This is a genomic window from Plasticicumulans acidivorans, from assembly GCF_003182095.1.
Classification (GTDB): Bacteria; Pseudomonadota; Gammaproteobacteria; order Competibacterales; family Competibacteraceae; genus Plasticicumulans; species Plasticicumulans acidivorans.
In genome coordinates this window covers 90,269-102,339 of the sequence record NZ_QGTJ01000009.1, presented here as the reverse complement: position 1 = coordinate 102,339, position 12,071 = coordinate 90,269, and the positions used below count along the sequence as shown (strand labels likewise).

The window sequence follows — 12,071 nt, the reverse complement described above, 5'->3', positions numbered from 1 at the left end:
CGCTCAGGCGTCCTGCAGGGCGTGCACGAAACAGGTGGCGGCGAGTACGTCGGCGCTGCCGCCGGGGGAGAGGCGGCGGGCGACGCATGCCTCGTGCAGCGCCTGCGCTTCGTGCACCCAGTCGTCGCACAGCGTGCCGCCGCGGGCCACGAAGCGCTGCGCGCGCTCGCGCACGAAGGCCAGTCCCGCGGTGCCGCCGCGATGCAGCAGATTGGTGTCTTCGAGGCGTGCCATCGTCACGAACAGCGCCTGCATGCGCGCGCGGCGCAGGCAGCCGGTGGCGGCCAGCGTGCTCTGCAGCGCCGGCAGCGCCAGTTCGAAGATCGCCGGGAAGCCGGCCAGCGCCTCGGCACGGGCACCACCGGCGCCATAGCGCCGGGCGACGCGTTCGCCGTTGCTGCTCGGCGCGGCATGGGCCGGCGGCGTCGCGGCGGCGATCGCCGCGCCCCAGCGTTCGACCACGGTGCGGCCGAGCTGCTGACCGTCGAGCTCCTCGCTGCGGGCGCGCAGATAACCGGCGGCGGCGGCCAGCAGGCCGAGCGCGAACACCGCGCCGCGGTGCGTGTTGATGCCGCCGGTCGCCGTCAGCATGCGCGCTTCGGCGGTGCGGCCGAGGGCGTTGAGCGTGGTGAAGTCGGCATCCGCGGCACCGGCGGCGCTGATCTCGCGAAAGTAGCCACGCAGCGCGAACAGGCTGCGCAGAAAGGTCTGCATGTTCATGTCGCTGTGGCTGCCGGCATCGACCGGGCTGACCAGCCCCGGTTTCGGGTACAGGGCCAGCTCCTCGTACAGCGCACGCACCGCGGTGCGCCCGGGATCAGGGATGCGCGCCCGGGAGCGACGCAGTGGGCAGGCGATCTGAGTGGGAATCACGATTAGTCCTCGGTCCGGCCTGTGGCTGACAGCACCTGCCGTATTCGGCGAAGTGCGTGAATCGAGCCGCCATCCATGACCTGCGGACCGGATTGCAAGCCGCCACGCCGGGCGCGGCGGCGGCCGGCGAGCAGGCCCCGCATGTAGCTAGCACTGTCGGCGGTCGTGCGCGGTTGACGCCGCGGCGCGTCGGCACCGTTTGCCGTACATCCGTCATCGGCTCCGCAGGATCGCGCAATGGTAGCGCTAACCAGCGATCGCCACAGCCGTGCGGCTGCCTGCGTGATCTCACCGGCGGGGGCGGTGACCGACTGTTCGGGAAACGGGATTCGCAGCACAGTTTTTGTCTGCCTGCGAATCATGAGTACAGAACAGTCTATGCCTAGGCAGCAGACTAGAGCGAGTGTTTTTTTGCAGCGCACAAATACACGCACGATGAAATCTTGGTTCTGCTCAGATGGTGCGGTCGAAGGCGCGCAGCTCGCGCGCCACCAGCCGGTAGAGCTGCGCCGGGCGCGTCGAGCGGGTCTGGCTGCGGGCGCCGGGCACCGGCTCGATGAAGCCCTGGCTCTCGATCTTGCGGCGGAACGAAGCCGGGTCCAGCGTGCTGCCGAGCACCTGGCCGTAGACCGCGTGCAGCTCGGGCAGCGTGAAGGTTTCCGGCAGCAGGAAGGCTGGCAGCGAGGAGTAGGTCGCCTTGTCGCGGATGCGCGCCAGCGCCTTGCGCACGATCGCCACATGATCGAAGGCCAGCGCCGGCAGGGTATCGACCGCCTGCAGCCGGCTGCCGGCCGGCAGCGTCTGCAGGGCCTGTTCCGGCACCACCGCGAAATAGACCACGCTGATCGACCAGCCGCGCGGATCGCGGTCGCGGCCGCTGAAGGTGTAGAGCTGCTCCAGGTACGGCGAGCTGACGCCGGCTTTGTCATGCAGCACGCGGCGCGCGGTGGCGGCGGTGTCGGCGTCTTCCTGGGTGTGCACGAAGCCGCCGGGCAGGGCGTATTCGCCGGCGTAAGGCGCCCGTTCGCGCCGGCTCAGCAGCACCTGCAGGGCAGCGTCGCGCAGGGTGAACAGCGCCACGTCGACGGTGGCGATCGGTTTTTCGTAAGCGCTCATCGCAGTCTGTGTGGATCAGAGGGAACGGTGGCCGCCGGGCGCGGCCGCAGCCGTGCAGTGTGTCACGACTCACCCCGCCAAAGGCGCGGCCGCGCTACATTCCGTCGACTGGCGATGCGCAGGACAGGCGTTCGATGATGAATCCTCAGGAGATGGTTACGATCAGCGCCGCTGCCTGTCGGCAATGCCGGCAAGACGTGCCCCGTCATCGACCCGAAGTACCGGCTGCCCAAGGCCGAGCGCTTGCGCAGCATTCTGTTCCTCGTTGATCGCGGCGCGCTCGGCGTGGTGGTCGGGCGTCCGCGCGACCTGAGCCGCGAGCAGCTCAAGGAAGCCCGCCTGCAGACGGCGTGGCGCGGCAAGACCAATCAGGACATTGCCGCCAGCATCGTCGGCTACATCCGTCAGACCGCGCTCGGCGAGGCGCTGATTCCGTTCGGCCAGCGCGTCGAGCAGGCGATGACGCGCATCTACGCGCTGGCGCCGTGGACGCCGCTGCAGCGCAAATGGCTGGAGCGCATCGGCAAGCAGCTCCAGCACGAAACGATCATTGACCAGGAATTCATCAACCGCGCCTTCGCCACCGACGGCGGCGCCAAACGGCTCGACCGAATCCTCGGCGGCCAGCTCGGCACGGTGCTCGATCAGCTCGCCGACGGGCTGTGGCCGGCGGCCTGAGCGGCGCCTTATTTCAACTTAGGGCCGAACTTAAAATAAGCGTCCTGCTTATTTTAAGTTCGCGCAGGTTTGTGAGAGCCTGTCTGCCTTGCACTGATCGGTGCTCGCGAACGGATGAGCCGAATCGGTCGCTTCATTCGGCTCATGAATATCAATATTATGAGCCGAATACTGTTAGCATTCGGCTCATTTCCCTTCTCGATACCGTTCTGATGCGCTGGATCTGGCAACACCCCGAGTGGCCGCGGTTTCGCTGGCAGGCCGATGTGCTGGCGCCGCTGCTGCGGCAGGTAACGCTGGCGCAGGGGGCACTGCTCGGCCGGGCGCGGGGCAGTGAGCCGGCGTTGCAGGCGGAATTCACGCTCGATGCCCTGCTGCGCAACCTCGTCGATTCCAGCGCCATCGAGGGTGAGCCGCTGAACGTCGGCTCGGTGCGTTCGAGCCTGGCGCGGCGGCTGGGGCTGGAAGCGGGCGGGCCAGTCGAGGCGGGCAGCGAAGGGCTGGCGCAGATCATGTGCGACGCCACCGCCAATCTCGACGCGCCGCTCGACGCCGCACGCCTGTGGCAGTGGCACGCCTGGCTGTTCGCCGGTGAAGAGGCGTTCCTTGGCCGGCGGCTGCGCATCGGTGACTGGCGCGGCGCCGACACCATGCAGGTGGTCTCCGGGCGGCTCGATCGGCCGACCGTGCATTTCGAAGCGCCGCCGCGCGACGGGCTGGACACGCGCATCGACGCCTTTCTCGACTGGTTCGCCGCCAGCCGCACCGACGCCGCGCTCGATCCACTGCTGCGGGCGGCGCTGGCGCATTTCTGGTTCGTCACGCTGCATCCCTTCGAGGACGGCAACGGCCGCATCGCCCGCGCGCTCACCGATCTGGCGCTGGCGCAAGGCGAGCGCCAGAGCATTCGCTTTTATGCAATGTCGGTGGCGATCCTCACCGAGCGCAAGCGCTATTACGCCGAACTCGAAGCCGCGCAGCAGATGCGCACCGCCGATGCGCTCGATCTGACGCCCTGGCTGCAGTGGTTTCTGCACACGCTGCTGCAGGCGATCGAGAATGCTGCGGCGCAGATCGAGCGTGTACTCGGCAAGAGCCGCTTCTGGCGCGAGCACGATGCACAGGCGTTGTCCGCCGAACAGGTCAAAGTGCTCAATCGCCTGCTCGACGGCGCGCGTCCCGGCCGCGGCGGCTTCGAGCAGGGCATCAGCGCCCGTCAGTATCAGGCGCTGACGCAGGTGTCCAAAGCCACCGCCACCCGCCACCTCGCCGACCTCGTCGCCAGAGGCTGTCTGTACCGGCTGCCCGGCGGCGGTCGCTCGACCCGTTACCAGATTATCTGGCCCGCCGCCGGCGAGCCGCTGTTTCCCTGACCGGATCGACCATGAGCAATACCGAAATCGTCCAGAAACTCTGGAACCTCTGCGACGTTCTGCGCGACGACGGCATTTTGATGCAGATGCAACTGCGTAAAAATCTTTACATCACTTCGGCGATTCGTGCACAAATCGAGTGCGCCGACTGAATCGGCCAGTTTCCCCGAGCGCTGCGGCAATAGTGAGATGAACGTGCGTAAATGGCAGCTACACGAAGCTGCTGACGCCGTCACGGAGTGGTAATAAGCTTGAATAGGCGTATGCAGGAGAAGCTACGGCTATCACCTGGCACCTATCGGCATAAAATGGATTTTTAATAAATGACGTCACCAGCACATGTACTCAAATGGATTAAGCATCTGATTTTTATTATGCTTGTTTTGTGGTGTGCATCATCTTTTGCAGATGAAAGCAAAAATACTTGTCCGGATGAAGCACAACTATTCTGGATGAAGTTTCGCTCGGCGGTTCTAAATAACGATATGCTTGAGATCGTCGCTGCGACGCGGTTTCCTGTGAAAATCAGTCAAACACTGGATGATGGTGAGGTCACATACATTACTGAAAAATTTACTGAAAAATTTAACAACCTGCTAAAAGCAGACCCTGGGCTATATCAAAGCTCAACAACGATGGCATCACTGATTAATGGTACTCAGAGCATTTTAAATGGGTTCTGCAACTCAGGAGGAAATCAATTGTATGTAGGCGCATGGGTTTTTGATCTCACGCCGGAAGGGTGGCGATTGGTCCAGGTGTTTGTAGACGAATGATTTATTTGGCTAAATAGGCACGATATAAAACTGATGACAAAATCATATAAAAAACCAAATGAGTCGTCGTTTTTTATTATGTCAAATCCGATTTAAAAATCTTAACCCCCCATGCGGTTAAATCGGGCTCTTAATTAAAGCAACTAATATGACATTTCGTGGCGAGCTGGTGCCGCCGGACCCGGCTGACGAGCCGGCGGCGGAGTTGCTCAAGCGGCTGGCTGCCAGTCGGGCGGCGGCGCCGAAGGCCAGGCGCGGGCGGCGGCCGGCCTCGGATACGTCTGCCTGAGTCGCCGGACCGATGCCATCCCGGCGTCGGCCTCTGTCGAATAAATTTGTAAATTGCATATTGCATTTTACAAGTCACAAGCCCAAGCTGATGCCCATGCCGCAAGACGCCGGCACGACGACAGAGGAGTGACGATCATGGGTTTCGCACGCTGGGATTCCACCGACTGGAGCGACTACGCGAGCAGCACCAGCGGCCGCAGCCGCGAGGATGTCTTCGCCCGCCGCAGCCTCGACCCCGACTTCGACCCGCGCCGCATCGATATGCGCGAGTCGCGCGATTCGGACCTCAACCCGCAGTCGAACGCGATCATCATCGCCTTCGATGAAACCGGCTCGATGGGCAGCATCCCCGATGCCTTCGTCCGTGAAGGGCTGGGCACGCTGGTCGAGGAAATCCTTAACCGCCGCCCGGTCAGCGATCCGCACGTGATGATCATGGGGCTGGGCGATGCCTGGTGCGATTCGGCGCCACTGCAGGTGACACAGTTCGAGGCCGACATCCGCATCGCCGAGCAGCTGACGCGGCTGTGGCTCGAAGGCGGTGGCGGTGGCAACCGCTTCGAGAGCTACAATCTGCCGTGGTACTTCGCTGCCTGTCACACCGCGATCGACTGCTTCGAGAAGCGCGGGCGCAAGGGGTATCTGTTCACCGTCGGCGATGAGCCGCCACCGCCGGCATTGCTCGCCGCCCACGTGCGCGAGGTCTGCGGCGATGCACTGCCGCGCGACCTCAGCACCCGCGAGGTACTGGCGGCGGCGCAGCGTATGTACGAGGTGTTCCACGTCGTCGTCGAGCAAGGCAGTTATTACCGCAGCGATCGCGGTACGGTACGCCGCGGCTGGGAGGCGCTGCTCGGTCAGCGCGTGCTGTATCTCGCCGACTATCGCCGGCTCGCCGAGCTGATCGTCTCGGCGATCGCGGTCAACGAAGGCAGCGATGCAGCGAGCGTGGCCGGCAGCTGGCGCGGCGAGACCGCCGAAGTGGTCGCCCGCGGCCTGGCGCGACTGGCACCGCCCGAACCGCCGACCCGGCGCAGCGGCTGGCGCAACCTGTTCGGGGGGCGCTGAGATGGCGCGCGCGATCGCGGTGATCGGCGCCGGCTACGGCGACGAGGGCAAGGGGCTGGCGACCGACTGGCTCGCCGCGGCACGGCCGGACACGCTGGTCGTGCGCGCCAACGGCGGTGCGCAGGCCGGGCACACGGTGCAGTGCGCCGACGGCCGCCGCCACGTCTTCGGCCACATCGGCAGCGGCGCCTTCGTCGGCGCGCCGACTTTTCTTAGCCGCTTCTTCGTGGTCAATCCGCTGCTGTACCTGCGCGAGCGGGCGGCGCTGCGGGCGCTCGGCGTAGTGCCGGAAGTCTGGGTCGACGGCGCCTGCGCGGTGAGCACGCCGTGGGACATGTGGATGAACCAGATGCTCGAAGCCGCGCGCGGCGCGGCGCGGCACGGCTCCTGCGGCGTCGGCTTCGGCGAGACGCTGGAGCGCCACGAGCGCGATGCGGCCTACCGCCTGCAGGTCAGCGATCTGCTCGATCCGCGCCGGCTGCGCGAGCGGCTGCAGGCGATCCGCCGCGACTGGCTGCCGCTGCGCCTGGGTGAGCTCAGCCTCGCGCTGCCGCCGGCGCTGGCGGCCGATGCGCTGATCGAGCGCTTCGCCGGCGACTGTGCGCAGTTCCTCGATCATGTGCGTCTGGGTGATGTCGAGCGGCTGCGCAGCGCCGGGCGGGTGGTGTTCGAGGGCGCGCAGGGGTTGCGTCTGGACATGGATCGCGGCGACTGGCCGCACGTCACCCGTTCACACACCGGCCTGCGCAACGTCGTTACGCTGGTGCGCGAGGCCGGCATCGATGCGCTCGACGTGCTCTATGCCAGCCGCGCCTACGTCACCCGTCACGGCGCCGGGCCGCTGGCGCACGAGCTCAGTGCGCCGCCCTATGCCGGCATCGACGATCCGACCAACCGGCCGAACGCCTGGCAGGGCAGCCTGCGCTTCGCCTGGCTCGATGCCGACCGCCTGTGCGCCGACATCGCCGCCGATCTGAGCGATGCCGGCCCGCTGCCGCTGCGCCCGCAACTGCTGCTCAGCTGCCTCGACCAGTGCCCGCCGCGGCTGCGCTACTGGTGCGACGGCCGGCCGTGTGAAGCCGGCGTCGGCACCTTGCTCGACGAGCTGCGCAGCCGGCTCGGACTGCACGCGCTCTACGGCAGCTACGGGCCGACGCGGGCGACGCTGCAGCGGCTGGATGGCGCACTGGCGCGGGCGGCCTGAGTCACTCAGTAGCTGTAACCGCCGCTGCTGGCCTTGCGCGCGACATGCCACACGCCCTTGAGGCCGTCGCCGAAGGCATCACCCGGCTTGCGGTCACCGGCGAAGAAGTACAGCGGCTTGCCGCCGAGCGCCCACTGCTGGCTGCCGTCGTCACGCTTGATCATCGTCAGCCCGGCCGGCTGCGGCGCGCCTGCCTCGACGCTGTACGGCGGCCAGTTGGTCGAGCACGGCGCCTGCTGGCAGTGGCTGCTGCCGTCGGTGTCCTGATCGAAGGTGTAGAGCGTGCGCCCGTCGGCACTGGTCAGCATGCCGGCGCCCGGCGTGCCGGCACAGGCTGTCATGGCAAAACCGAGGGCGGCGACAAAGGCGATGGGATGAGCGCGCATGATGTGGATCTCCGTTTGGCGATGCATGAGCTTGTCAGCAAGGAAGCCGTGGCCCCCTTGCAGCCGATACGCCGGCGACGGGGGATTGGAGACAGGCAGACGAGAACTTTTTTGTTTGACGATGACTCCAGCCCGGTACTTCGCTGGACTGCGCCGTAGCTAGATACGTCAGGTTTATCAAAAGTTTATACGCGTCCATCATATGCCGGTGCTTTCTGAAACTTGACCCGGTTTTCCCTCGCGCCGCTCCTATCTGGCTCTTGGAATTCGGGTCGTTCCAAGGAGTCATCATGGCAAAGATCAAGCTCACCAAGACCGCCGTAGAGTCAGCGCAACCCCAGGCCAAAGACATCGAACTACGGGATACCGTGGTGCCAGGCTTCCTGTGCAAGATTACCCCGAAGGGCCGCCGGGTGTTCATGCTCCAGTACCGCACGAACTCCAGACAGCCCCGCAAGCCTTCGCTGGGCCTGTTCGGGGAACTGACCGTTGAGCAGGCCCGCGTCATGGCGCAGGACTGGCTGGCAGAGGTTCGCCGGGGCGGCGACCCCGGCGGGGCCAAGGCCGAGGCGCGCAAAGCGCCCACGGTCGAAGCGTTGTGTAAGAAGTTCATGGAGGACTACTCCAAGAAGCGCAACAAGCCGAGCACGCAGCGCGGCTATCAGGCGGTCATCGACCCCTGCATCGTCCCGCTGATCGGCCGCAAGAAGGTGCAGGACGTGAAGCGGCCCGACATTGCCGGACTGATGGAGAAGCTGGCCTACAAGCCGGCCGAGGCGAACAACGCCTTCGGCGTGATGCGCAAGATGTTCAACCTGGCCGAAGTGTGGGGCTACCGCCCGGACGGCACCAACCCGTGCCGCCACGTCCCGATGTACCCGCCCGGCGAGGAACCCCGGCTCATCGTGGACGACGAGCTGGCGCTGATCTTCCGCCATCTGGAGAAGCTGGAGGCGGAAGGACTGGAGAACTACGTCATCCCGCTGGCGATCCGCCTTCAATTTGAGTTCGCTGGCCGTCGCTCCGAAATCTGCACGCTCGAATGGGCTTGGGTCGATCTGGAGAACCGGCGCGTGGTCTGGCCCGACAGCAAGACCGGCGGCCTTTCAAAGCCCATGAGCGCGGAAGCCTACCGGCTGTTTTCGACGGCGCCGCGCCGGGAGGGCTGCCCCTATGTCCTGCCGTCGCCCAACGACCCGACCAAGCACCTGACTTTTGGCGAGCACTACGGCGGCTGGTGCCGGGTGCTCAAGGCCGCCGGCGTCCCGCATGTCGGCACGCACGGCATCCGCCACCGCTCCACGACCGACATTGCCAATTCGGGCGTGCCAACCAAGGTAGGCATGAAGCTGACGGGCCACAAGACCGTGGCGATGTTCATGCACTACGTCCACACGGAGGACAAGCCGGTGCGCGATGCGGCCGAACTGGTGGCGAGCCGACGCCAAGCCATCACGGGCGCGCGGCAGCCCCAGGAGGCCATCGCATGAACAGGCGCAAGGCATCCGTTCCTTCGCCCGCAGCGCCTTCGGCGCTGCTGGGCGACATTCGGGCATTGATCGAGGCGGCGCGCAAGCGCGCCGCCTCGACGGTGAATAGCGAGCTGACGATGCTCTATTGGCGCATCGGCCAGCGCATCCGTTCGCAGGTCTTGGACGGGCGCAGGGGGGCCTATGGCAAGGAAGTCCTGCCGAACCTGGCGGCGCAGTTGGTGAAGGAGTACGGCGGCAGCTTTGCCGAGCAGAACCTGCGCCGGATGGTGCAGTTCGCCGCCACCTTCCCCGACGAGCCAATTCTCGTATCACTGATACGAGAATTGAGCTGGACGCACTTCATCGCCCTGATGCCGCTGAAAGACCCGCTCCAGCGGGACTACTACGCACAGATGGCCAGCACCCAACGCTGGAGCGCGCGGACGTTGCGCGAGCGCATCGACTCGATGCTGTACGAGCGCACGGCGCTGTCCCAAAAGCCGGAAGAAACCATCGCGCAGGAACTGGCGACCCTGCGCGATGCGCAGCGCATGTCGCCGGCCCTGGTCATGCGCGACCCGTACATCCTCGACTTCCTGGGCCTGCGGGACACCTGGCAGGAAGGCGACTTGGAAGCGGCGATCATCCGCGAAATGGAGTCCTTCCTGCTGGAGCTGGGCGCGGGCTTCTCATTCGTCGCCCGGCAGAAGCGCATCCCGATCGACGACGAGGATTTCCACCTTGACTTGCTGTTCTACAACCGCAAGCTGCGCCGGCTGGTGGCCGTCGAATTGAAGATCGGCGAGTTCAAGGCAGCCTACAAGGGGCAGATGGAGCTTTACTTGCGCTGGCTCGACAAGCACGAGCGGGAGCCGGAGGAAGCCTCACCGCTGGGGATCATCCTTTGCACCGGCAAGAAGCGCGAGCAGATCGAGTTGTTGGAACTGGACAAGTCGGGCATCCACGTTGCCGAATACCTGACCAGTCTGCCGCCGCGTGCAGTGTTGGGGGAACGGTTGCAACAGGCGGCACGTCGAGCGGAATCGCAGATCAAACAAGGGAAAGCATAGAACTTGAAAATCTGCCCAATATTTTGTTGAGGGAGTTGAAATCCTCATCCGACAAACTCTGTGATGCGACTACCCTTGTCCTGGCCGCGATGTAGAGGGTGCCGTCTCGTGTCCAAATCGGAGCCTGCCCAATTAGGCAGACTCCAAGCGAAGACTCAGAAAATCGTTCGGCCAACTGCTCTATTTTTGATGCGTTTCTCGCCACGAATGCCTCAAGGCTTTCGTGAATTGCCCGCTGAGCTGCTTCGACATTGGGAAGCTCCATCTTTGGAATCCCGTCAAGACAACTGGACACATCCAAGAAGACCAAGCCATAGACCCTTTGGGACATCCCTGCGGCTTGGGCGATAATTTGCTTGCCTGCTTTCTTGAAGTTTTCCTCAAACTTCTTCTCGGAAGACAGTCGCTTGCACTCGCCGAAAACAAGGAATTCATCGTCTTCGGCGACAACATCCGTGACTTTGTTGAAGTCGATCTTGTAGCCGGACAGCGACATTCTTGCTGCAATCAGTAGCTCGAACAAAAAGTCTCTTGATGATCCTGCCGAACTGGCATCAGGATGATCTTGCCCGTCTGTCACCTTGCTTAGTCTATCGACAAAGCCTTGACTCGCTTCGTCTCGAAATGCCCGGTGAATTAGAACAATGCTCAAGCACTCGATATACGAGTTGGTCAGCTTGTCAAACTTGGCCCGGCCGTCAGCGGAAGTGGGATCGTCACACGAGAAAAATTGATCTATGTCTTTCTCGTATCTTGAGTACCGTGAGTTTAGTGCGTTAAGCCCTTTTCCCTTGAGCCATTCAAGAACACACGGCATTTCCTTGAGGATTGGTTCGCCCGCAAAGTCTTTCTTCTGGGTGGGAGGGGCCTGCATCGTCTGGGGCAGGAACAATGCCCGGAGAACCGGGCATCAGCGTATGAAGCGTCGCAAATGCCACACTTGCGATTGCCTCGGCCACTTCATCGCGTTGGCTTCCCATCAAGGCACGAACTGCGTCGATTCTGGCCTGAATGGACGGATGGCTTTGGGACGCACCCCACTTATCGCGTGCCATCAAGGTCATTGCAAATAGCGCGAAATAGATTCCGAGTTCTCTCTTTCTGCGAACAAGGTTCGGGCTTACATTTTCCCGTTGGGCATAAGGAACAAGCTGGTCAAGCAGGAATTTCGTCGCGAAGGCGTCGCATGACAGTTCCTCGCTCCTGCGCTGGGTAGGGTCTGCCTCATCGGGGTCGGCCGAATCACCATCCTGCTGATGCTTCAGATGCCGAACCTCGTGCAGAAGCGCCCAACCAACACCCAGCGTTGCAAGCTCCTCCGGTGCGCGAAGTTGTGGGTTGTCGTCGTAGTGGCCCGGCTCGGGAACATCTTTGGGAAGTGCTTCCAGCTCCGGGGTATCGCTCTCCAAGACGCGCTCAAACGCATCAATCAACTCCACTAGGCGCTTGAGGTCTAGTGGATCTAGTTCGGGTGTTTCCGCTACAACGCGATACGCTTCCCAAGCTGCAAAGCCCGCGATCCAGAATGCACGCACTACGCGATGGTTAAAGCGGACGAAGCGATACATCCCCGCTTCCATGACCAATCGCTCGCCGTTGTGCGTGTCGGCAGTCAGTTGAAAACGAGGCTCAAGCAAGCTCCACAAGGAGGCCAACTCGCTTTCACGTTCTGGGGCCGAACCTAGCAGGACGTTCCGAACTGCGGTTTTTACCTGTTCATCCTCGCGCGGAGGCGTGTTTGAATTCATCTCTATATCCCCATGC

The 12,071-nt window shown here is 63.6% G+C and carries 13 protein-coding genes and 1 pseudogene; 9 read left to right on the top strand and 5 right to left on the bottom strand.

What is annotated here, in order from left to right; genetic code table 11:
- Nucleotides 1-3: 3 nt before the first annotated feature.
- Nucleotides 4-873 carry a triphosphoribosyl-dephospho-CoA synthase MdcB gene (gene mdcB / locus C7443_RS15030; RefSeq protein WP_246004683.1) on the bottom strand — a complete coding sequence of 290 codons (870 nt, stop codon included), beginning with the start codon at nucleotides 871-873 and terminating at the stop codon, nucleotides 4-6.
- Between the two features lie 453 nt (nucleotides 874-1,326).
- Complete coding sequence (locus C7443_RS15025) at nucleotides 1,327-1,989, bottom strand: NUDIX hydrolase (RefSeq protein WP_110019437.1); 663 nt, start codon at nucleotides 1,987-1,989, stop codon at nucleotides 1,327-1,329.
- Between the two features lie 276 nt (nucleotides 1,990-2,265).
- Between C7443_RS15025 and C7443_RS15020 the strand changes: the two are divergent.
- From C7443_RS15020 to C7443_RS15000, 7 genes and pseudogenes are all read left to right on the top strand, one after another.
- Nucleotides 2,266-2,667: pseudogene (locus C7443_RS15020) on the top strand (type I restriction-modification enzyme R subunit C-terminal domain-containing protein); the annotation flags it as partial.
- Nucleotides 2,668-2,879: 212 nt separating this feature from the next.
- Nucleotides 2,880-4,040 carry a Fic family protein gene (locus tag C7443_RS15015; protein ID WP_110019435.1) on the top strand — a complete coding sequence of 387 codons (1,161 nt, stop codon included), beginning with the start codon at nucleotides 2,880-2,882 and terminating at the stop codon, nucleotides 4,038-4,040.
- An 11-nt stretch (nucleotides 4,041-4,051) separates the two neighbouring features.
- Nucleotides 4,052-4,192 (top strand): hypothetical protein, encoded by a 141-nt coding sequence (locus tag C7443_RS20155; RefSeq protein ID WP_170123634.1) that lies wholly within the window; start codon nucleotides 4,052-4,054, stop codon nucleotides 4,190-4,192.
- A gap of 171 nt (nucleotides 4,193-4,363) precedes the next feature.
- Nucleotides 4,364-4,816 carry a hypothetical protein gene (locus tag C7443_RS19955; RefSeq protein WP_146213320.1) on the top strand — a complete coding sequence of 151 codons (453 nt, stop codon included), beginning with the start codon at nucleotides 4,364-4,366 and terminating at the stop codon, nucleotides 4,814-4,816.
- Nucleotides 4,817-4,964: 148 nt separating this feature from the next.
- Complete coding sequence (locus tag C7443_RS15010; RefSeq protein WP_342774241.1) at nucleotides 4,965-5,105, top strand: hypothetical protein; 141 nt, start codon at nucleotides 4,965-4,967, stop codon at nucleotides 5,103-5,105.
- A gap of 137 nt (nucleotides 5,106-5,242) precedes the next feature.
- Nucleotides 5,243-6,175 (top strand): hypothetical protein, encoded by a 933-nt coding sequence (locus C7443_RS15005; protein WP_246004682.1) that lies wholly within the window; start codon nucleotides 5,243-5,245, stop codon nucleotides 6,173-6,175.
- 1 nt (nucleotide 6,176) lies between these two features.
- Entirely contained in the window at nucleotides 6,177-7,379 is a 1,203-nt protein-coding gene (locus tag C7443_RS15000; protein WP_110019434.1) for an adenylosuccinate synthetase, read from the top strand.
- A 5-nt stretch (nucleotides 7,380-7,384) separates the two neighbouring features.
- Here the strand turns inward: C7443_RS15000 and C7443_RS14995 are convergent, their stop codons facing one another.
- Nucleotides 7,385-7,765, bottom strand: a complete 381-nt coding sequence (locus C7443_RS14995; RefSeq protein WP_110019433.1) for a COG4315 family predicted lipoprotein — start codon at nucleotides 7,763-7,765, stop codon at nucleotides 7,385-7,387.
- 290 nt (nucleotides 7,766-8,055) lie between these two features.
- Here C7443_RS14995 and C7443_RS14990 point away from each other — a divergent pair, with 290 nt between their 5' ends.
- Together C7443_RS14990 and C7443_RS14985 are read left to right on the top strand one after the other, a co-directional pair.
- A complete protein-coding gene (locus tag C7443_RS14990) occupies nucleotides 8,056-9,255 on the top strand; it encodes a tyrosine-type recombinase/integrase (RefSeq protein ID WP_110019432.1) in 1,200 nt (399 codons plus the stop codon).
- Complete coding sequence (locus C7443_RS14985) at nucleotides 9,252-10,307, top strand: PDDEXK nuclease domain-containing protein (RefSeq protein WP_110019431.1); 1,056 nt, start codon at nucleotides 9,252-9,254, stop codon at nucleotides 10,305-10,307. The genes C7443_RS14990 and C7443_RS14985 overlap by 4 nt, the downstream gene beginning before the upstream one ends.
- On the opposite strand, the gene C7443_RS14980 is transcribed toward C7443_RS14985, so the two are convergent.
- Nucleotides 10,288-10,830 carry a hypothetical protein gene (locus C7443_RS14980; protein WP_146213319.1) on the bottom strand — a complete coding sequence of 181 codons (543 nt, stop codon included), beginning with the start codon at nucleotides 10,828-10,830 and terminating at the stop codon, nucleotides 10,288-10,290. The two genes, C7443_RS14985 and C7443_RS14980, sit on opposite strands and share 20 nt — an antisense overlap.
- Before the next feature lie 277 nt (nucleotides 10,831-11,107).
- Nucleotides 11,108-12,055, bottom strand: coding sequence for a phage exclusion protein Lit family protein (locus tag C7443_RS14975; RefSeq protein WP_110019429.1), 948 nt, complete (start codon nucleotides 12,053-12,055; stop codon nucleotides 11,108-11,110).
- Nucleotides 12,056-12,071: the final 16 nt, after the last annotated feature.

Coding starts and splice junctions, on each gene's coding strand:
- C7443_RS15025 (WP_110019437.1), bottom strand. CDS start 1,989: ATGAGCGCTTACGAAAAACCGATCGCCACCGTCGACGTGGCGCTGTTC.
- C7443_RS15015 (WP_110019435.1), top strand. CDS start 2,880: ATGCGCTGGATCTGGCAACACCCCGAGTGGCCGCGGTTTCGCTGGCAG.
- C7443_RS20155 (WP_170123634.1), top strand. CDS start 4,052: ATGAGCAATACCGAAATCGTCCAGAAACTCTGGAACCTCTGCGACGTT.
- C7443_RS19955 (WP_146213320.1), top strand. CDS start 4,364: ATGACGTCACCAGCACATGTACTCAAATGGATTAAGCATCTGATTTTT.
- C7443_RS15010 (WP_342774241.1), top strand. CDS start 4,965: ATGACATTTCGTGGCGAGCTGGTGCCGCCGGACCCGGCTGACGAGCCG.
- C7443_RS15005 (WP_246004682.1), top strand. CDS start 5,243: ATGGGTTTCGCACGCTGGGATTCCACCGACTGGAGCGACTACGCGAGC.
- C7443_RS15000 (WP_110019434.1), top strand. CDS start 6,177: ATGGCGCGCGCGATCGCGGTGATCGGCGCCGGCTACGGCGACGAGGGC.
- C7443_RS14995 (WP_110019433.1), bottom strand. CDS start 7,765: ATGCGCGCTCATCCCATCGCCTTTGTCGCCGCCCTCGGTTTTGCCATG.
- C7443_RS14990 (WP_110019432.1), top strand. CDS start 8,056: ATGGCAAAGATCAAGCTCACCAAGACCGCCGTAGAGTCAGCGCAACCC.
- C7443_RS14985 (WP_110019431.1), top strand. CDS start 9,252: ATGAACAGGCGCAAGGCATCCGTTCCTTCGCCCGCAGCGCCTTCGGCG.
- C7443_RS14975 (WP_110019429.1), bottom strand. CDS start 12,055: ATGAATTCAAACACGCCTCCGCGCGAGGATGAACAGGTAAAAACCGCA.